The organism is Gordonia prachuapensis (assembly GCF_036350515.1).
GTDB classification, from domain to species: domain Bacteria; phylum Actinomycetota; class Actinomycetes; order Mycobacteriales; family Mycobacteriaceae; genus Gordonia; species Gordonia prachuapensis.
Genome location: NZ_JAZDUE010000017.1, coordinates 90,832 through 110,290 on the forward strand (window position 1 = coordinate 90,832; position 19,459 = coordinate 110,290).

19 protein-coding genes are annotated in these 19,459 nt (G+C 67.1%); 13 read left to right on the forward strand and 6 right to left on the reverse strand.

Annotated elements, in window-relative coordinates; all coding sequences use genetic code 11:
- Nucleotides 1–58 precede the first annotated feature (58 nt).
- From V1Y59_RS19150 to V1Y59_RS19160, 3 genes are all read right to left on the reverse strand, one after another.
- Nucleotides 59–1,636 carry a long-chain-fatty-acid--CoA ligase gene (locus V1Y59_RS19150; RefSeq protein WP_330506594.1) on the reverse strand — a complete coding sequence of 526 codons (1,578 nt, stop codon included), beginning with the start codon at nucleotides 1,634–1,636 and terminating at the stop codon, nucleotides 59–61.
- Nucleotides 1,633–2,778: an acyl-CoA dehydrogenase family protein gene (locus V1Y59_RS19155; RefSeq protein WP_330506596.1), complete on the reverse strand. Its 1,146-nt coding sequence runs from the start codon at nucleotides 2,776–2,778 to the stop codon at nucleotides 1,633–1,635. The genes V1Y59_RS19150 and V1Y59_RS19155 overlap by 4 nt, the downstream gene beginning before the upstream one ends.
- Before the next feature lie 264 nt (nucleotides 2,779–3,042).
- Nucleotides 3,043–4,245: an acyl-CoA dehydrogenase family protein gene (locus V1Y59_RS19160; protein WP_330506598.1), complete on the reverse strand. Its 1,203-nt coding sequence runs from the start codon at nucleotides 4,243–4,245 to the stop codon at nucleotides 3,043–3,045.
- A gap of 127 nt (nucleotides 4,246–4,372) precedes the next feature.
- Here V1Y59_RS19160 and V1Y59_RS19165 point away from each other — a divergent pair, with 127 nt between their 5' ends.
- The 12 genes from V1Y59_RS19165 (at nucleotide 4,373) to V1Y59_RS19220 (ending at nucleotide 16,162) form a co-directional block, all read left to right on the forward strand.
- Nucleotides 4,373–4,561, forward strand: coding sequence for a ferredoxin (locus V1Y59_RS19165; protein ID WP_330436108.1), 189 nt, complete (start codon nucleotides 4,373–4,375; stop codon nucleotides 4,559–4,561).
- A gap of 95 nt (nucleotides 4,562–4,656) precedes the next feature.
- The gene (locus V1Y59_RS19170) at nucleotides 4,657–5,547 is read left to right on the forward strand and encodes a 3-oxoacyl-ACP reductase (RefSeq protein WP_330506600.1); all 891 of its coding nucleotides are present in this window, start codon (nucleotides 4,657–4,659) and stop codon (nucleotides 5,545–5,547) included.
- A 114-nt stretch (nucleotides 5,548–5,661) separates the two neighbouring features.
- On the forward strand, nucleotides 5,662–6,402 hold the full coding sequence (locus V1Y59_RS19175) for an MlaE family ABC transporter permease (RefSeq protein WP_431309232.1): 741 nt from the start codon (nucleotides 5,662–5,664) through the stop codon (nucleotides 6,400–6,402).
- A 3-nt stretch (nucleotides 6,403–6,405) separates the two neighbouring features.
- Nucleotides 6,406–7,257 (forward strand): MlaE family ABC transporter permease, encoded by an 852-nt coding sequence (locus tag V1Y59_RS19180; protein WP_330436103.1) that lies wholly within the window; start codon nucleotides 6,406–6,408, stop codon nucleotides 7,255–7,257.
- A 13-nt stretch (nucleotides 7,258–7,270) separates the two neighbouring features.
- Entirely contained in the window at nucleotides 7,271–8,449 is a 1,179-nt protein-coding gene (locus V1Y59_RS19185; RefSeq protein ID WP_330506602.1) for an MCE family protein, read from the forward strand.
- Nucleotides 8,442–9,500, forward strand: a complete 1,059-nt coding sequence (locus tag V1Y59_RS19190) for an MCE family protein (RefSeq protein ID WP_330506604.1) — start codon at nucleotides 8,442–8,444, stop codon at nucleotides 9,498–9,500. The genes V1Y59_RS19185 and V1Y59_RS19190 overlap by 8 nt, the downstream gene beginning before the upstream one ends.
- Entirely contained in the window at nucleotides 9,497–10,726 is a 1,230-nt protein-coding gene (locus V1Y59_RS19195) for an MCE family protein (RefSeq protein ID WP_330506606.1), read from the forward strand. The genes V1Y59_RS19190 and V1Y59_RS19195 overlap by 4 nt, the downstream gene beginning before the upstream one ends.
- Before the next feature lie 4 nt (nucleotides 10,727–10,730).
- Nucleotides 10,731–11,984 carry an MCE family protein gene (locus V1Y59_RS19200; RefSeq protein WP_330506608.1) on the forward strand — a complete coding sequence of 418 codons (1,254 nt, stop codon included), beginning with the start codon at nucleotides 10,731–10,733 and terminating at the stop codon, nucleotides 11,982–11,984.
- Nucleotides 11,981–13,240 carry an MlaD family protein gene (locus V1Y59_RS19205; protein WP_431309229.1) on the forward strand — a complete coding sequence of 420 codons (1,260 nt, stop codon included), beginning with the start codon at nucleotides 11,981–11,983 and terminating at the stop codon, nucleotides 13,238–13,240. Before V1Y59_RS19200 ends, V1Y59_RS19205 begins: the two co-directional genes overlap by 4 nt.
- Nucleotides 13,240–14,664 carry an MlaD family protein gene (locus V1Y59_RS19210; RefSeq protein WP_330506610.1) on the forward strand — a complete coding sequence of 475 codons (1,425 nt, stop codon included), beginning with the start codon at nucleotides 13,240–13,242 and terminating at the stop codon, nucleotides 14,662–14,664. Before V1Y59_RS19205 ends, V1Y59_RS19210 begins: the two co-directional genes overlap by 1 nt.
- Nucleotides 14,628–15,575, forward strand: coding sequence for a hypothetical protein (locus tag V1Y59_RS19215; protein ID WP_330506613.1), 948 nt, complete (start codon nucleotides 14,628–14,630; stop codon nucleotides 15,573–15,575). Before V1Y59_RS19210 ends, V1Y59_RS19215 begins: the two co-directional genes overlap by 37 nt.
- The gene (locus V1Y59_RS19220; protein WP_330506615.1) at nucleotides 15,575–16,162 is read left to right on the forward strand and encodes a hypothetical protein; all 588 of its coding nucleotides are present in this window, start codon (nucleotides 15,575–15,577) and stop codon (nucleotides 16,160–16,162) included. Before V1Y59_RS19215 ends, V1Y59_RS19220 begins: the two co-directional genes overlap by 1 nt.
- Before the next feature lie 221 nt (nucleotides 16,163–16,383).
- Here the strand turns inward: V1Y59_RS19220 and V1Y59_RS19225 are convergent, their stop codons facing one another.
- The 3 genes from V1Y59_RS19225 to V1Y59_RS19235 form a co-directional block, all read right to left on the reverse strand.
- Nucleotides 16,384–17,886: an aldehyde dehydrogenase gene (locus V1Y59_RS19225; protein WP_330506617.1), complete on the reverse strand. Its 1,503-nt coding sequence runs from the start codon at nucleotides 17,884–17,886 to the stop codon at nucleotides 16,384–16,386.
- A gap of 84 nt (nucleotides 17,887–17,970) precedes the next feature.
- Nucleotides 17,971–18,624 (reverse strand): LON peptidase substrate-binding domain-containing protein, encoded by a 654-nt coding sequence (locus V1Y59_RS19230; RefSeq protein WP_431309230.1) that lies wholly within the window; start codon nucleotides 18,622–18,624, stop codon nucleotides 17,971–17,973.
- Between the two features lie 52 nt (nucleotides 18,625–18,676).
- Nucleotides 18,677–18,985 carry an antibiotic biosynthesis monooxygenase family protein gene (locus V1Y59_RS19235; protein WP_330506618.1) on the reverse strand — a complete coding sequence of 103 codons (309 nt, stop codon included), beginning with the start codon at nucleotides 18,983–18,985 and terminating at the stop codon, nucleotides 18,677–18,679.
- Nucleotides 18,986–19,046: 61 nt separating this feature from the next.
- Here V1Y59_RS19235 and V1Y59_RS19240 point away from each other — a divergent pair, with 61 nt between their 5' ends.
- Nucleotides 19,047–19,427 (forward strand): DUF427 domain-containing protein, encoded by a 381-nt coding sequence (locus V1Y59_RS19240; RefSeq protein ID WP_330506620.1) that lies wholly within the window; start codon nucleotides 19,047–19,049, stop codon nucleotides 19,425–19,427.
- Nucleotides 19,428–19,459 lie beyond the last annotated feature (32 nt).

Here is a 19,459-nt window from a genome sequence, read left to right on the forward strand (position 1 = left end):
CGCTATGTGCGACGGAGCCGAACGAGTGCCATGCGTGCGTTTCCCATGGGGGCGGACACTATTGCCGCGCCGACGCGGGGTCAACTGATTTTTCGGGTGCTTGTCGATCCGGCGTCGTTCGGCTCACTACGTAGCGGAATTCGCCGATCGGCCGGGTCCAGGTCGGTGGGATCGCGTCGTCGCGGAGGTGTCGCTTGACCGTCTTGAACGTCGCGGTGTCCGGCAGGTCATGGGTCAGACGCACACGGTGCGGCCATTGCTTGGGGCCGAGGTCGGTCTGGCTCTGCAGGAACCCGGTGAAGTCGTCTGCGGACACGTCGCCGTCGACCACCAGAACCGCCTCGATCTCGTCGCCGATCTCCACCGGCACACCGTAGACCGCGACCTGACGAACCATCGGATGCCGCAGGAGAATTCGTTCGATGGGTCCGGTGCCGAGGTTCTCGCCGTCGACGCGCAGCCAGTCGTCGACGCGGCCGGCGAAATGGAGGTAGCCGTCGTCGTCCACCCAGGCGAGGTCGCCGGTGTGGTACATCCCGCCCCGCATGCGTTCGTCGGATGCTTTCGGGTCGTTGTGATAGCCACTGAACAATCCCGGCCCAGAGGTGTTGACGATCTCGCCGACCGTGCCGGTGGGTACCGGTTCGCCGGTGTCGGGGTCCACGAGCGCCGTCGGCGGCCGAAGCGGCCCCAACGCATCCGGCGGGGTGTCCGGGGTGCGGGTGATCGCGACACCGCCCTCGGTGGAACCGAACCCGTCGACGACCCGACACCCGAAGCGTCGGGCGAATCGCTCACGATCGCGCGCCGACGCCTCGTTTCCGTACATGACGCGGAGCGTGTTGTCGGCGTCGTCCGGCCGTTCCGGGGTGGCGAGGATGTAGTTCAGTGGCTTGCCGACATAGTTGGCGAACGTGACTCCGTACCGTCGTACGTCGGGGAGAAAACCGCTCGCGGAGAAGCGGTCTCGCAGTGCAACGGATGCGCCGCCGGCCAACGCCACCGACCATCCCGCGATGACGGCATTGGAATGGAACATCGGCATCGAGAGGTAGACGACGTCGTCGCTGTCGATGTCGAAACGGTCGGCGAGCATCGCGCCGCTCTCCGCGAACTTCCGCTGGGTGCAGCGAACGGCCTTCGGGTCTCCGGTGGTGCCGGAAGTGAAGATCAGCATCATCAGGTCGTCGGGTGCGGGGGTCTCGTCCTCCCGTTGATCGAGTTGCTCCTCCCGTTGATCGAGTAGCGGCGAACGGAGTGAGTCGCGTATCGAGATCACCGGCACCCCGAGCTCGACACCGTCGAGCAGACGACGGGAACGCTTGTCGGTCAGCACGATCTGGCAGTCGGAACGCTCGATGTCGGCGGCGAGCGCCGCGCCGCGGCGCGTGGTGTTGAGGCCGACGAGCACGAACGATCCGAGGGCGGCGGCCCCGAGGAGATAACTGAACTCCGGCGAGTTCTCCATGAGCACACCCACATGCGGTGCGGCGTCGTCCGGCAACAGGGCGCGCACCGCCTCTCCGCGTGCCCGGGAGGCCGCGACATGGTCGCGCCACGACACGAACTCGTCGCCGTGGTGAAGTCCGCGGTCGTCGACGTCGGCGACCGCGGCGAACAGTTCGGCGAGTGTCACACCGGTGCGGCGGCCAGTTCGCCGCCGATCGATCGAAGGACCAGAGGCGCCGAACCGCAGGTGAATTCGTTCTGCTTGGCGCGCAGGAAGTAGCGGTGTAGCGGATGACTGGTGTCCAGGCCGACGCCGCCGTGGACGTGGACGGCGGTGTGCGCGACCCGGTGGCCGGCCTCCGCGGCCCAGAACTTGGCGGTGGCGACCGCGGTCCGCAACTCTCCGTCGTCGGGGCGGTCGGATGCCGAGGCGTTCGACAACATCCACACCGCCTGGGTGGTGGTCAAGGAGAGACCCTGAGCGTCGATGTAGCCGTCGGCGAGGCGCTGCGCCACGGCCTGGAAAGATCCGATCGCGCGGCCGAACTGCTCACGCTCCCGGGCGTATTCGGCGGTCAACTCGAGCGCGCGCGTCACCACGCCGACCTGATCCGCGGACACCGCGAGGGAGAACCGGTCCGCGACGTCGAGCACCGCCGCCGCGCCACCGTCGAGGATGCGGTCGGGATCGACGGTCACATCGGTGAAGTCGACCTGGGCGGTCGGCGTCTTACCGGTCGACTGGGTGGGGGTGATCGAGACCCCGTCGTCGTCGGCACGGATCACGACGGCCAGCGGACCGTCGGGGCCGATCGCGTTGACCACGAAGATATCCGCGGCCGATGCGTAGGGCACATTGACCTTGGTCCCGTTGAGGGTGCCGGGTGCGTCGGTCGCCGTCAGCGTCGCGGTCGGGGTGGTCGGGTCGGTACCGCGATCCTCCTCGAATGCGACGGTGAGGACGAGGTCGCCTGCCGCGCCGGGGGCCAACGTCTGCTCGCGGAGAGTTGCGGAGCCCCGACCGGCGATCACCGGCAGCGCCGCGAATGCGTGCGCCCCGAACGGGACCCGGGCCAGCGCTCGGCCGAGCTCCTCGGCGACGAGAGCGTTCTCCACCGCGGTCAGGTCGCCTCCCTTCTCGCCGACCGCCGCCGAGGTGAGCTCGAGACCGAGCAGACCCGCGGCGCCCAGTTCACGCCAGAGGTCGGCGTCCATCGGGGCGTCGGCGGTCTCCAGCTCGGCGACCCGGTCGTCGGTGCTGACCTTGGTGGCGATGTCGCGGGCGAGACCACGGACGTCGTCGGCGGATTCGGGAAGGGTGAAGTCCATGGTGGTGGCTTTCGGTGGGTAGGGGGTGTGGTTGTGGTTGTGGTTGTTGGGTCACCGGGTCTCGATACGCCCTCGCCTAGCGGCTCGGGCTACTCGACCAGCGGATGGGGGGTCTCGATACGCCCTCGCCTAGCGGCTCGGGCTACTCGACCAGCGGATGGGGGGTCTCGATACGCCCTCGCCTAGCGGCTCGGGCTACTCGACCAGCGGATGGGGACCAGCGGTTGGGGGGACCGGCGGATGGGGGACCAGCGGTTGGGGGAATCATCGTCGGGCGGCGGGCAGACCGAGCGCGAGCATCCCGATGATGTCGCGTTGGATCTCGTTGGTGCCGCCACCGAAGGTGAGGATCAACGAGGTGCGCTGGAAGCGTTCGAGACGACCGTTGAGGTGAGCACCGGGCGAGCCCTGGCGCAGTGTCGCCGCGGGGCCGACGACCTCCATCAGCAGCCGGTAGGCCTCGGTGGCGAACTCGGTGCCGTACACCTTGGTCGCCGACGCGTCGGCCGGGCTCGGTGAACCGCCGGAGGCTGCGATGGAGGCGATCTTCCAGTTGATCAGCTTCAGGAACTCGACCTTGGCGTGCACCCGCGCGAGGTTGGTCTGCACCCACGGCGCATCGATCACCCGCTGGCCGTCACCGGTCTTGGTGTGCTGGGCCCACTCGATGGTCTCGCGCAGCGCGGTCTGGATCGGCGCGGCACTGCACAGCGCCACCCGCTCGTGGTTGAGCTGGTTGGTGACCAGCGGCCAGCCGCCGCCTTCGTCGCCGACCCGTGCGCTCGTGGGCACCCGCACGTCCTGGTAGTAGGTGGCGCTGGTGTCGACGCCCGACATCGTGTGCACCGGTGTGTAGCTGAACCCCTCGGCCGTGGTGGGCACGATGATCATCGAGATGCCCTTGTGCTTCTTTCCGCCGGGCTCGAGGGTGGCGGGATCGGTTCGGCAGGCCAGCCAGATGTAGTCGGCGTAGGGGACCAGGCTGGTCCACATCTTCTGGCCGTTGATGACGTAGTCGTCGCCGTCGCGGATCGCCGTCGTGCGCAGCGCGGCCAGGTCGGTGCCGGCGCCGGGCTCGGAGTATCCGATGGAGAAGTGCAGCTGACCCGCCGCGATCTTCGGCAGGAAGAACGCCTTCTGCTCGTCGGTGCCGTAGTGCATGATCGTCGGCGCCACCGAGTTGATGGTCAGGAACGGCACCGGCGCCCCGGCGATCGCGGCCTCGTCGGTGAAGATCAGCTGATCCATCATCGACCGGTTCTGGCCGCCGAACTCCGTGGGCCAGCCCAGCGCCAGCCACCCGTCGGCGCCCATCTGGGCCACGACGTCGCGGTAGGCATCGCCCTCACCGAGCTCGCCGTCCCCACCGAGGAGGGCGGCGCGACGTTCGGCGGTCATCAGCGAGGCGAAATACGATCGCAACTCACGGCGGAGGTCGTCTTGCTGGTCGGTGTAGGCGATACGCATCGGGGTCTCCGTGTCATAGTGGACAGCCGTGTGGCGGCGAACACACGCTCGCCAACTTCTGAAACACGTTCTAACCTGTAGAACACAGCCCGTCAACCAGACGACACGTCGGTAGAAGGAGTTCGGTATGCGAATCAAGGCAGATTTCGACCTGTGCGAGTCCAACGCCGTGTGCGTGGGCATGGCGCCGGATGTCTTCGACCTTGACGACGACGACTACCTGGTGATTCACAAGGAAGAGGTCCCGGCGGAGCGCGAAGAGGAAATGCGTCAGGTGGTGGCCAGCTGCCCCAAGTCCGCCCTGTCGCTCGAATGAGGTCGATCGACCGATTCTGACCAATCGGTTCCGGTCCGCGCGCGTTCGTGCTAGAACAGGTTCTAGTTTTTGCAGCTTCGGCGAAAGGGAGTCGCGTGGGCGGGTCGTTGGACGGACGTGTCGCGGTGGTCACCGGCGCCGGCGGGGGGCTCGGTCGGGCCGAGGCCATCGGTCTGGCCACCGACGGCGCAACGGTGATCGTGAACGATCTGGCGAGCTCGCTGGACGCCAGCGATGTGATCGACGTGATCACGTCGGCCGGCGGGCGGGCAGTTCCGGTGGCCGGGGACATCTCGGAATCGGCCACCGCGACGGAGATCATGCGCACGGCCACCGAGGATCTCGGCGGCCTCGACGTCGTCATGAGCAACGCCGGGATCACCCGGGACAAGATGCTGTTCAACATGACCGACGACGAATGGGACCTCGTCATCCGGGTGCACCTGCGGGGGCACTTCCTGCTGAACCGGAATGCGGCGAGCCATTGGCGGGCCGCGTCGAAAGCCGCCGCTGGCCCCGTCTACGGGCGACTGATCAACACCGCGTCCGAGGCGGGTCTGCTCGGCCCCGGGGGCCAGGCGAACTATGCCGCGGCCAAGTCGGGGATCATCGCGCTGACCGTGTCCGCGTCTCGGGCGCTCGCGCGCTACGGCGTCAAGGCCAACGCCATCTGCCCGCGGGCGCGGACGTCGATGACCTCCGATGTGTTCGGTGACGCTCCGGCCGACGGCGTGGACCCGCTGTCGCCGGAACACGTCGTCACCTTGGTCCGGTATCTGGCCGGTCCGGAGGCGGACAACGTCAGCGGACAGGTGTTCGTCGCCTACGGCGGCGAGGTGATGTTGATGGCCGCGCCGACGGTCGAGGAGACCTTCACCGCGGTCGGGGATGCGTGGGAGCCCGCCGACCTGACCAAAACGCTGACCAGCTATTTTGCCGGTCGCGACGCGGCGCGTTCTTTCTCGGCGAGTGAACTGGTCGACTGACCAATTCGGTCGCCTGGTGCGTGATAGGTTCGCGATGTTCGACGGGGCGAACACTACGACGGGGATCTTCCCGGGGGGTTAGGAGTGTTGGTGTTCGAGAAGCTCGCGACGCCCATGGCAGGCGTCGGCGACTTCGTCGCGCTGGGGGTGGAGTCGTCCCGTGAGCTGTTCCATCGTCCATTCCAGTGGCGCGAGACGGTCGAGCAGTCGTGGGCGATCGCTCGGGTGTCGATGGTTCCCACGCTCCTCGTCGCGATCCCGTTCACGGTTCTCGTCAGCTTCACCCTGAACATCCTCCTTCGTGAGATCGGTGCGCAGGACCTGTCCGGGGCCGGAGCGGCACTCGGCACCATCACCCAGATCGGGCCGATCGTCACGGTGCTGATCGTCGCCGGCGCCGGCGCGACCGCGATCTGTGCCGACCTCGGAGCGCGAACCATCCGCGAAGAGATCGACGCGATGAAGGTCCTCGGCATCAACCCGATCCATCGGCTGGTGGTGCCCCGCATCATCGCCTCGACCGGGGTCGCGATCCTGCTGAACAGCCTCGTCTGCACGATCGGTATCGGCGGCGGCTTCATGTTCTCGGTGTTCCTGCAGGACGTGAACCCCGGAGCGTTCATCGCCAACCTCACGTTGCTCACCGGATTCGGCGAGCTGATGATCTCGATGGTCAAGGCCGCCCTGTTCGGGCTGTTCGCCGGGATGGTGGGCTGCTATCAGGGACTGAACGTGAAGGGCGGCGCGAAGGGCGTCGGCGACGCGGTCAACGAGACGGTCGTCTACTCGTTCATGGCGTTGTTCGTGGTCAACGTGGTCGTCACCGCGGTGGGTCTCAAAGCGACGGCGGGCTGAGCGATGGTACTTCCGTTCACGACTCGTTTCCGCACCGCCCGAGTCGCCGTCAAGCGGGCCGGTGAGGACTGGGACCAGATCGGCGACCAGGCGCTGTTCTACTGGGACAGCATCATCGCGATCCCGCGTGCCCTCAAGCACTACAAGAAGGAGACCCTGCGGCTGATCGCCGAGATCTCCATGGGCACCGGCGCTCTGGCGATGATCGGCGGCACGGTCGTGGTGGTGGGCTTCCTGACGCTGTTCACCGGCGGCACGATCGCCGTGCAGGGCTACAGTTCGCTGGCCAACATCGGCGTCGAGGCGCTCACCGGCTTCTTCTCCGCGTTCATCAACGTGCGTATCGCGGTCCCGGTGATCGCCGGTATCGCCCTGGCCGCCACGATCGGCGCGGGCGCAACGGCTCAGCTGGGCGCGATGCGGGTGAGCGAGGAGATCGACGCGCTGGAGACGATGGCGATCTCGTCGATTCCCTACCTCGTCAGTACACGCATCGTCGCCGGGCTCATCGCGATCATCCCGCTGTACTCACTCGCCTCCCTCGCGTCCTTCCTGGCGAGCCGGTTCGCCACGGTGATCCTCTACGGTCAATCGCCGGGCGTGTACGACCACTACTTCAACACCTTCCTCATCCCGTCCGACATCATGTGGTCGTTCGTGCAGGCGATCTGCATGGCGGTGGCCGTGATGCTGATCCACACCTACTACGGCTACAACGCATCCGGCGGACCGGTCGGCGTCGGCGTCGCGGTCGGCAACGCCGTGCGCGCGTCCCTGGTCGTGGTCGTGGTGATCACCCTGCTCACCTCCCTCGCCATCTATGGCGTCGACGGCAAGTTCAACCTGGCGGGATAGGGCCGACGCACACATGGCACGACGACAGGAACGCAGCAGGGCGACCCGACGGATCGCCGCGGTCATCATGGTGGGCGGGCTCGTCGCCATCATCTCCGCGGCCTCGGGCCAGTTCCTCGGCTGGTTCGCATCGACGGAGACGGTGACCCTGGAGGCGCCGAGGGCCGGTCTGGTGATGAGCCCCGACGCGAAGGTGCGCCTACGGGGTGTGCCCGTGGGTCGGGTCGAGTCGATCGACGAGGGCGGCGGGCAGGCGGTGCTCACATTGAGCATCGACTCCGACCAGATGTCGCAGATCCCGGGCAACGTCACCGCGGACATCAAGTCCAACACGGTGTTCGGCGCCAAGGCGGTCAACTTCGTGGTTCCGGAGTCCGGACCGAGCGGGCAGTTGCGACCCGACCAGACCATCACCGCCGACCACGTCGTCGTCGAACTCAACACCGTCTTCCAGCAACTGGTCTACGTGCTCGCGGAGATCCAGCCGGAGAAACTCAATTCCGTTGTCGGTGCGGTCAACACCGCGTTGGCCGGCAACGGCGAGCGGATCGGCGCGGGCCTCGAGCAACTGTCGAACCTGCTCGAGGAGACCAACGAGTACCTGCCCGAGTTGAACGAGTTGATCCGACAGACGGCCACGTCGACGAACGTCTACGCCGACGCGATGCCCGACCTGATGCGCTCCGTCGACAATCTGACCTATCTGGGGAACACCCTCGTCGACAACTCGGCGAACCTCGATGCGCTGCTCATCAACGCGACCGGGATGGCCAACACCATCAACGGCGAACTCGCGCCGTCCAAGCAGACGCTGATCTCCGCGCTGAGCAATCTCGATCCCGTGTCGCAACTGCTCGGCTACCAGTCGCCCGGCATCAAATGCTTCCTGACCACATCGGCGGTGTCGGCGGATCTCGCCAAGCCGTACTTCGGAGGCAAGAACGGCAATCTGTTGCTCTACGCGGGTGTGCTTCCGGGTAAGGAGCCCTACCGATATCCGGAGAACCTCCCGCGCGTGGACGCCGCAGGTCCGCCGACCTGCGCCGGCGGCCTGAGCGATCCCACCACGAAGGTGCACTCGGACTTCTACGTCGCCGACAACGCGCCGGTGCCGTACCAGCCGCGCACCCAACCGAAGGCCAACCGCCAGAAACTGTTCCAACTCTTGTTCGGGGAGCCGGAACGTGGATAACCGTGCACGCGCGTTTCGCGCAACCCTCATCAAGCTCGGCGCGTTCGCCGTGGTGATGCTGATGGTGTTCGTCGGCTTGGTGGTGGTGTTCAGCAACTACCGTTCCGGCAAGTCCGACGACTATCACGCACTGTTCACCAGTGCGTCGGCGATGAAGCCGGGCAGCAAGGTGAAGATCGCCGGCGTCGAGGTCGGCCAGGTGTCCGGGATATCACTCACCCGCGACAACGAGGCCGACGTCGAGTTCTCGGTGGACCGGGAGTATCAGCTGCCGGCATCCGTGCGGGCGCTGATCCGCTACGAGAACCTCACCGGCGACCGGTATCTCGAGTTGCAGCAGGGCTCCGGGGACGCCGGCGACCAGCTCTCGCCCGGTGGCCGGATCCCGATCGACCAGACCGAGCCGGCGCTGGACCTCGACAAACTCCTCGGCGGTTTCAAGCCGCTGTTCCGGACGTTGAATCCCGATGAGGTGAACGAACTCTCGGCGTCACTCGTCGCGGTGTTCCAGGGGCAGGGCCCGGCGCTGAACGAATTGCTCGCCGACACCGCCTCGTTCACCGGCGCGCTGGCCGACCGGGATCAACTCATCGGGGAGGTCGTGGACAATCTGAACGACACCCTGGGCACCCTGGACGGCGACCGGGCGGGCCTCGACAGCAGCATCGACCAACTGCAGCAATTGGCGTCCGGGCTAGCCGCCCAACGGGGCGTCATCGGCAACTCGCTGACACAGACCTCCAAGGTGACCAACGGGCTCGCCGACCTGTTGCAGACGACCCGCCCCGACCTGCAGCAGATGGTGGCCAACACGGGAACCGCCTCGCAGGAGTTGCTCAACGCCGAACCGTACCTGCGGTCGCTGATCCCACGGCTGCCCAACGACTATAAGAAGCTGTCCAACCTCGGCAGCTACGGCGCGTGGCTGCAGATCTACTTCTGCCGAATCCGGTTGTTGCTCACCGGTCCCGGCGGCAAGCAATACTTCTTCACGTCCAACGACGTGATGGGTGATACCACCAAGGCAGGCGGGAGGTGTGCGTCGCAGTGACCGGACCATTCGGCAGGCTCTTCAGCAGCCAGCGCAGCGAGTCGACCGAGGCCGACGTCTCCCGCGAGGCCAAGCGGGGCGGACGCAGTCGCGCCGGCATCGGGGTCATCGGTGTGGTCGTCACCGCGTTGGTGATCGTCGTCGCCCTGCAGATGGACCGGTTGCCCTACCTGTCGCCGATCAGTTCCTACACGGCCTATTTCGACGACGCGGGCGGCCTGGTCACCGGCGACATCGTCACCGTCGCGGGCGTGAACGTCGGTACCGTCCAGAACATCGCGCTCGCGCCCACCGACGACGGGACCAAGGCCGCGGTCACCTTCCGGATGAACGACACCATCATCATGGGCGCCGAGACGCAGGCCGCGATCAAGACCGAGACCGTCCTCGGCAGAAGGAATCTGACGATCCTGCCGCACGGCACCGGCCGCATCGAACCGGGTGGCGAGATCCCCAACCAGAACACCATCGCGCCCTACTCGCTCACCGACGCACTCGACGACGCCACGACGACGTTGTCGGAAACCGACACCGACGAACTCAACAACGCACTCACCACCCTGTCCGCCGCCTTCTCCGACACCCCCGACGAAGTGCAGGACGCGGTCGACGGGGTCGGCCGGCTGTCGGCGGCGATCGCCGACCGGGACAACACCCTGCGTGAGCTGCTCGCCAAGGCCAACAGCGTCACCGAGATCCTCGGCGAGCGAAACCAGCAGATCAACCGATTGCTCGTCGACGCGAATTCGCTTCTCGGCGAACTGCAGATGCGACGCGCGGCGATCGCGGAACTGATCACCGGGGCCCGCGACGTGTCCGCCCAGATCAGCGGTTTCATCGCGGACAACAACGAACAACTCGCCCCGGTGCTGACCAAACTGGACGGCGTCCTCGACATTCTCACCGACAACGAACAGAGCCTGCGACAGACGATCGACCGGCTCGGACCGTATGCGAATGCCCTCGGCGAGGCCGTCGCCAGCGGGCCGAACTTCGACTCGCTCGTGGGCGTGTCCACCTTCGGCGACTACACCTCCACATTCCTGAACGTGCTGCGACAGAAGTATCCGGAGGCGGCGAAAGCCTTCTCCTACAGTGGGTTCCCCCTGTTGCCGCAGGCGTGGAGTGAGGCGCCCCCGGCCGGATCGCGACCGGATTCGCCCAAACCGCCGCCGGCCACGTACCCGACGCCCCCGCCGCCGACGACCCCACAGGCAGGAGGGTGACGCGATGACGAAGCGAGTGATCCAGATCGTCGCGGGCGTTGTACTCATCGCCCTCGTCGCGGTGGCCGCGTACCTGGGCTTCACCCGGGCGACGACGAAGACGGTGACGGCGTACTTCCCCTCGGCCACCGGCCTGTACGACGGCGACCCCGTCCGGGTCCTCGGGGTGGACGTCGGCAACGTCACGTCGATCACCCCGCGTGAAGGCGATGTCCGCGTGGACCTGCAGATCGACGCCGACACCCCGATCCCACTCGACGCCAAGGCCGTCGTGGTGGCGCAGAGTCTGGTGTCCGGCCGATTCATCCAGCTCACCCCCGTCTACGCCGACGGCCCGCAGCTCGATGACGGCGGCACCATCCCGATGAAACACACCGCGGTCCCGATGGAGTGGGACGACGTGAAGAAGCAACTGAGCATGCTCACCGAGGCTGTCGGTCCACAGGGCGCGAAGCCGGGAACCGCAGCGACGGCGATCGATGTCGCGCAACAGAACCTCGACGGAAACGGCGAGGCGATCAACCAGTCGATCACCGAGCTGTCGGACGTCATGGACACCCTCGCGGCCGGCCGCGGCGACTTGTTCGCCACCATCCGCAGCCTGCAGAAGCTCACCGACGCCCTCTCCGACAGCCATCAGCAGTTGGTTCAGTTCAACGGCCGGATCGCCTCGGTCGGTGACGTCCTGGCCGACAACACCGATGCGCTCGACGGTGCGTTGACCAACCTCGATTCGGCCATGGTCGACATCCAGGGGTTCATCGCACAGAACCGGGATGCGCTGACATCGTCTGTGGCGAAACTGGCCGACACCACCACGATCCTCGCCGACAAGGACGAACAGTTGCGCGGCCTGCTGCATTCGGCGCCGAACCAGCTCGCGAACTTCTACAACATCTACAACCCGCTGACCGGGTCGTTGTCCGGGGTGTTCGGCCTCGGGATGGGCAACAACCTGATCACGCTGCTCTGCGGGACGATGGACGCCAACAACCGGCCCGGGACGAGCCAGGCCGACATCGAGCACTGCGTCGACGTCCTCGCGCCGATGCTGTCGAGCATCGCGGTGGCCTACCCGCCCTTCCTGGCCAACCCGGTGACCGGCATCAACGCGACTCCCGATCAGATCACGTACCAGGACGCGAGCGTGCGGCAGCGCGCCCAGGCGGGCGTGCGCGCGCAGGACGCCCAGACCCGCCGCGACAACGGCGGGGGCGCGCTCGGCGATCTCCTCGTTCCCTGGGGGGCCGAAGGATGATCCGGCCGATGATGCGCCGGGCGCGGCTGCTGCTCGTGTTCGCCACCGTGATCGTCGCGGCGTCGGCGTGCGGGTTCTCCGGGCTCAACAGTCTTCCGGTGCCCGGTGCGCAGGGAACCGGCAACGGCGCCTACCAGATCAGCGCGGTCATCCCGAACGCCGCGGGCCTCGTTCCCAATGCGCCGGTGATGATCGACGACGTGACGGTCGGCAGCGTCGGCCAGATCCACGTGCGCGACTGGAACGCCGAACTCGACATCCGGCTCGAGGAGGGTGTCCGGGTACCCAACGGTTCGCACGTGATGGTCGGCATGACCAGCGTGCTCGGTTCCACCCACCTGCAGATCGTCGAACCGGCCGAGTTCGAGGGTTACATGGCCGCGGGCGAGCAGATCCCGCTACCGGCCTGTCCGGAGCCGACCAACATCGCCGAACCGACGATGTCGCCTGCGGTCCCCGACATCACGTCGGCGCAGCAGGTCACCGGGTGCTCCTACCCGACCACCGAACAGGTGCTCAGCTCGCTCTCGGTGGTGCTCAACGGCGGAGGGCTCTCGCAGTTCGGCGACATCGTGCACGAGATGGACGCCATCTTCGGTGACCGCCAGGAGGAGATCCACGAACTCATCCCGCGGCTCAACGAGCTCGTCGCCGACCTCGACACCCAGACCGGCAACATCATCCGCGCGATGGAGGGGCTCGACCGCCTCACCACGACCATCAACGAGCAGGCCCCGACGGTGGAGCGCGCGCTGGCCGACGCCCCGACGATCCTCGGGCTCCTCAACGACCAGCGCGAGCAGTTCGTCACCGCGCTCGACTCACTCGGTCGGCTCTCGAAGACCACCAACGACGTCCTCGACGCCAACACCGACGACATCGAGACGATCGTCGCCAACCTCGATCCGGTGCTCGGCGAGCTCGCCGCCGCCGGACCTGCCCTACCCGGGTCGCTGAAGATCCTGCTCACCTTCCCGTTCCTGGAGGAGGCCATCCCCACCATCGTCAAGGGTGACTACGTCAACTCCGACCTCGTCCTCGACCTCACCTTCGAAGGCCTGAGCAGCACCATGTTCCGCTCGGTCGGCATCGTCGGGCCGGAGGGCGTCACCGGCACACCCGCGGGTGCGGCCAAGCGGGGTCTCGATCCGTTCACGTCGCCGCTCACGCCTGGTGGCGAGCGACGACCCGACTCCGACGAACCGGTGCCGGCGACAGCGGCCACCCCGGTTCCCGGTGCGGGAGGTGGCAACTGATGAAGATCACCGGATTCGTCCGCATGCAGTTGACGATCTTCGCCATCGTCACCGTGGTGGCGATGGTCGCGATGGCCATCTACTACGTCCGGTTGCCGTCGATGGCCGGGATCGGCCGCTACCAGGTGGAACTCAACCTGCCCAGTACCGGCGGCCTCTATCAGAACGCCAACGTCAGCTACCGCGGTGTGAACGTCGGCAAGGTCGAGTCGGTTCGTCTCACCGAGGGCGGTGTGCAGGCCGGCCTGTCGATCAACAGCGACGCGAAGATCCCTGCGTCGTCGGCGGCGGCGGTGCGCAGCGTGTCCGCGGTCGGCGAACAGTACGTCGAGTTCACGCCTCAGGAAGACGGTCCCGACGGTTTTCTCCACGACGGTTCCGTGGTCACCACCGACGATGTGCCGGTGGAGATCTCGTCGGTGCTCGATCAGGCCAACGCTCTGCTCGACAAGGTCGGCGACACGAAGCTGCGAGCGCTCATGGACGAGGCGTTCACGGCCTTCAACGGCACCGCCGAGGACCTCCGGCGGCTGCTCGACTCGATGATCCTGCTCGTCGACGACGCCGACAAGAACTCCGACGTGACCATCGAACTGGTCAAGCAGGCGGGTCCGCTGCTCGCCACCCAGTCGGCGACGGCCGGTGACATCCGCGCCTGGACCGCCGACGTCACCGCGGCAACCGATCAGCTGCGCGCCAACAACCCGGAGATCACCGATCTGCTGCGCGAGGGGCCGACGACGACATCGCAGGCCGAGCAGCTGTTCGCGTCGATGGATCAGACACTGCCGCTGCTGATCTCCAATCTGGGGGTCGCGTCGAAGACCCTCGCGGTGTATCTGCCCAATCTCCAGCAGATCCTGGTCATCTACCCGCGACTCATCGACGCGCTGCTGACCGCGCTCAACGCCGGTGATCCGCGTTACGGGCCCAGCGTCCAGTTCTCGCTGGGCTTCCAGGACCCGCCGCCCTGTACCCTCGGCTACCTTCCGCGTTCGGACTGGCGGTTCCCGTCGGCCCAGAACGCCCGCGAACTGCCGCCCGGCATGCTGTGCCGCGTCCCGCAGAACGCGCAGATCGCGGTCCGCGGCGCCCGCAACTATCCATGCGTCGAGTTCCCCGGACGACGCGCCCCGACACCGGCGGAGTGCCGGGACGGATACGAACCGGTACCCGGCTCCAATGTTCCGTTCCCCAACGGACTCTTCGGCCTTCCGCTGCCGACGGAGCCGGCCGGTCACACCACCCCCGGAAGCCCGACCGACCACGAGCCCGGACCCGCCGTGTACGCCACCACGTACGATCCGAAGACAGGAGACTTCATCGGACCGGATGGGAAGACATACAACGCCGGTACCGGGCAGGATTCGCAAGGACACGACACCACATGGCAGAGTCTGATAACCGAGACAGTGCAGGGCTGAACCCGCGGGCCGGTCGGGACGGACCGGTCCGGCGGGCGCCACTGCGCCGATCGCGCCGCCCGGCGGCACGTGACACCGCACCGGCCGAGTCGACGACCCCGAAGGATGACCCCGGTCCCGACGACGCCGCGCCCACCGAGACGTCCGCGTCAGCGGAACCGGTTGCCGACGTCAACGCATCGGAGGAGCAGGCCGCGGCAACCGACGGTCCGGTCGGAGCGCCGGAGGATTCCGTCGGCGAGAAATCGGGTTCTGTCGGCGAGGACGACGGCGGCGGCGTCGGGGTCGGCGAGATCGAGGCCGATCCCGCCGAGACGGAGCGCACCCTGGGCTATCGCGAACGACGGCGTCGCCGGCAGAAGCGTCCGCGCGACACCAGGACCACGGGCTCACCCGGCGGGGTGCGGTACCGCGGCGCGAAGCGCTCACGCGGATGGATCGTCGGCAGCGCGGTGTGCGTGGTCGTGCTGGTGACCAGCCTCGTCGCCGCGGTGGTGTTCGCGCTCGGGATCGGCCGGATCACCGACGAGCAGGATCTGCGGCAGGAGTACTCGACGTTCGCCCGTCAGATGGTCGTCAACCTGACGACGCTGAACGCCGACAACGTCGACGATGCGATGAAGGCTCTGGAAGACCGCACGAGTGGCCGTGCGCACCAACAGATGCAGGAGTCCATGCAGCAGGCGGTGAGCCTCGTCCGCGATCAGGATCTCGACACGAAGTCGACCGTGATCTCCGACGCGGTCACCCACGCCACGCCCGACGAGGGCACGGTCATCCTGGTGTACGGATGGCAGATGAAACCCGAGAACCCGGAAGAACAGACCATCGTGCAGACGTTCCGCTGGCGCGTCCAGGTGACCCGCATCAACGACGACCTGAAGATGACGAACTTCGAGTGGGTGACCTGATGGAGTTCACCACACGCCGCCTCGTCGCCGCCGCTCTCGTCGTCGTGACCATCGCATGTGTCTGTGTCGCAGGCTTTCTGGGCTACCGGTACAACGAGCTGCGGCTCACCGAGAGCTCGCGCGACTCGTCGCTCCAGGCGGCGAAGGGCTACGCCACAACGATGTTCGGGTACACCCCCGACAACGTCGAAGACCATGTGGCGCAGTCGATGCAGGTGCTCACCGGCGCGGCGAAACCGACCTACGAGGATCTCGTCAACGACAGCAACCTCGTCGACGAGGTGCGCAAGCAGCTCGTCGTCTCCGAGGTGACCATCCAGGACGCCGGGGTGGTGACCAACACCGAGAACACCTCTCAGGTGCTGATCTTCATGAATCAGTCGGTCACCCGCGGTGGCAAAGAGCTCGTCCGGGTGGACCCGAGCCGCCTCACCTTCGACATGGTGCAGCAGGATGGTCGCTGGATGATCACGGCCATCGACGTGATCACCGACGATTCCTTCCGTAGCCGCATCGAGCAGACCGACACCCCGCCGCCGGGTGCGGTGCCGCTGCCGGCGCCTGCGCCGTCCGCGCCTCCGGGCTGACCCTTCGTGACGCCCCTCCGCTAGCGCTCCGGGGCTCCTCAGGGGTCGGGAGGTGGTCCCTTCGTGACGCCCCTCCGCTAGCGCTCCGGGGCTCCTCAGGGGTCGGGGGCTGTTCCCTGAGTAGCGAGCTTGCGAGCGTATCGAAGGGTCACGAAGGGCCGCAACACAGAACCGGGGCCGGCGACCTCGCGGTCACCGGCCCCGATATCCCCTGTGAGAGATCAGGCTTCGGAGGTGTATCCCATCGGCATGAGGATGGACTTGTGTTCCAGGTAGGACTCGAGCCCCTCGCGGCCGTTCTCGCGGCCGATGCCGGAGTTCTTGTAGCCGCCGAACGGTGACGCGGGATCGATGGCGTACCAATTGATCCCGAGCGTGCCGGTGCGGATCTTCTTCGCGATCCCGACACCACGCTCGACGTCGGCGGTCCAGATCGAGCCGGCCAGGCCGTAATCGGAGTCGTTGGCGATCGCGACCGCCTCGTCGACGTCGTCGTAGGCGATGACGCTGATGACCGGACCGAAGATCTCCTCACGCGCGATCGTCATGTCGTTGGTGACGCCGGTGAAGATCGTCGGCGTGACGTAGAAGCCACTGTCGAGGCCATCGGGGCGAGTGCCCTCGAGGACGGCCGTGGCACCCTCTTCCTTGCCCTTGGCCACATAGCCTTCCACCTTGTCGCGCTGCTTCTCGGTGATGATCGGCCCGAGCATGGTGCCCTCGGCCGTCGGCAGTCCGGGCGTGAACGTCTTGGCGGTTTCCACCATCGCCGCGACGATCTCGTCGTGACGCGACCGGGGGACGAGGACGCGGGTCTGCGCGACACAGGCCTGGCCGGCGTTGATGAGGCCGGCCGAGAACACCAGCATGTGGATGTTGGCCTCCAGGTCGACGTCGTCGAGCACGATTGCCGCCGACTTCCCGCCGAGTTCCAGTGAGCAACGCTTGAGGTTCTCGCCACAGCGGGCGGCGATCGCACGGCCGGCTGCGGTCGACCCGGTGAAGGTGATCTTGTCGACGTCAGGATGCTCGACGAGGGCCTTACCGGTCGCCGGTCCGCCCGGCACCACCGAGATGACGCCTTCGGGCACACCGGCTTCGACGAAGAGCTGCGCGAGCAGGTTGGCGTTGAGCGGCGTCTCCGGTGCCGGCTTCAGCACGATCGAGCATCCCGCGGCGAGTGCCGGGCCGAACTTGTTGCACAGCAGGAACAGTGGGACGTTCCACGCGATGATCGCGCCGACGACTCCGACCGCTTCCCGGGTCACCAGGGTCTCGCCGAACAGGCCGGTGCGCTTCTCCTCCCACGGGAAGTCGGTCGCGGCGGCGGCGTAACCCTGGAGCACGCCGGTCGCCGGAAGCTGTTGCAGCGTGGCGACGTCGGTGGGGGTCGCACCCATCTCCGCGGACACCAAATTGGTGATCTCGGCGGACCGCTCGTTGATCAGGTCGGCTGCGCGGTTGAGGACCGCCGCGCGATCGGCGGGTGGGGTGGCGCTCCACACGCCGGAGTCGAAGGCCGCTCGGGCCCGCGCGACCGCGGTGTCGACGTCGGTCTCGTCGGCGAGCGGAACCGAACCGACGCGCTCCCCGGTGGCCGGCGAGAGCACCTCCAGCGTCTCGGTCGAGTGCGGATCGACCCACTGTCCACCGATGAACAGTTGTGGCTGGTCACCGGCGCCGACGAGGGCGGACGCCGGACGGGACTCGACGGTCTCGGTCATAGATGTGCTCCTGAGTCGGGTGTGAACTACTCCACATCCGATACTAGAACACGTTCTAACTTTGTGGCCAGGGGTGTCCTGGGCTCACCGTCCGAAGCGGATCATCGCGGTCAGGCCGTCGACGACGTCATCGAGCACTGTCACCTGGTCGGCGACCGTCTCGCACTCGAGAAGCCGCTGCCGATCGGCCGGACCGATAGGCAGTCGCGTCGTCCACGCGAAGAGGCCGTGCTCGACCACCTCGTCGACCTCGAAGTCGGGTAGACCGGCGGGTGCCGCCTCAGGACGGGTCTCGGCCACCTCCGCGACGAACGCGCCGAGCCGATCACGCAACTCGAGGATCTTCGGATGGTCGGCGGGCTCGATGACCGGCTCCGCGAGCTCCTCGATGATCGCCCGCGGATACGGGTCGTCTGGCAGCCACTCGGTGACCCGGAACCGGCCCGCTCCCGTGCAGGTGAGCGCAGCCCGGCCGTCGGCCTGCCGCAGGACGTTGTCGATGCGGGCGAACGTCCCGACCTGGTGGCGCACGTCGCCGCCGCCCACCTCATGGCCGCGGGCGATCAACACCACGCCGAAGTAGCCTGCCGCGTCGGACTTCTCGGCCCGGCCGAGGCAGTCGGCCAGCATCTGCCGGTAGCGCGGCTCGAAGATGCGCAGCGGCAGTGGCTCGCCGGGGAGAAGCGCGGTGCCCAGCGGGAACATGGGCGTCACCGGCGACTCGACCGACGAGCTCACAACGAACCGCTCATCGGCGACGTCCCGACCGGCGACGACCCGACCGGCGACTTCAGGATGACGGCTTGGCGTCGAGCACGACCTCGAACTCCAGCAGGTCGGCACCGCTCGCGACGGGTTTCGCGCGCTCGCCGGAGTGCGCCTCGCGCGCCGGTCCGGAGGCCCAGGCCTGGAAGTCCTCCTCGGATTCCCAGTGGGTCACCACGAAGTAGCGGTCGTCGCCCTTCACCGGACGGAGCAACTGGAATCCGAGGAACCCCTTGGAGCCGTCCACGGAGTGGGCGCGATTGGCGAAACGCTTCTCGAGCTCGGGTCCGGCACCCTCGGGAACCGAGATCGCATTGATCTTCACAACAGACATGCGCTCAGCCTACTGGCATGCTGGATGACGGGATCTCGAGTTCATGGTGAACGGAGGAAGTATGACCCGCCAGAGACTGCAACCGGGGCACGATCATCCGATCACGGTGTCGCCGGACGACGGCAGGGTGGTCGTTCGCGTGGGAGAGGTCGTCGTCGCCGACACCACCTCCGCGAAGATACTGCGCGAGGCGGCGTACCCGCCGGTGCACTACATACCGCTCGACGACGTCGACCGGACGTTGCTGCGCGACAGTGCGACGACGACGTACTGCCCGTACAAGGGTGAGGCCAACTACTACGACCTGGTCGTCGGAGAGGAAGTGGCTGCCGACGCGATCTGGGTCTATCGCGAACCGTACGACGCCGTCGCGCCCATTGCCGGACACGTCGCGTTCTATCCGGATCGGGTGCGGGTCACCACCGACGCGGCGGTCACCTGACAGTCGGCTCCGCTGCCATACCCTGTAGTCCG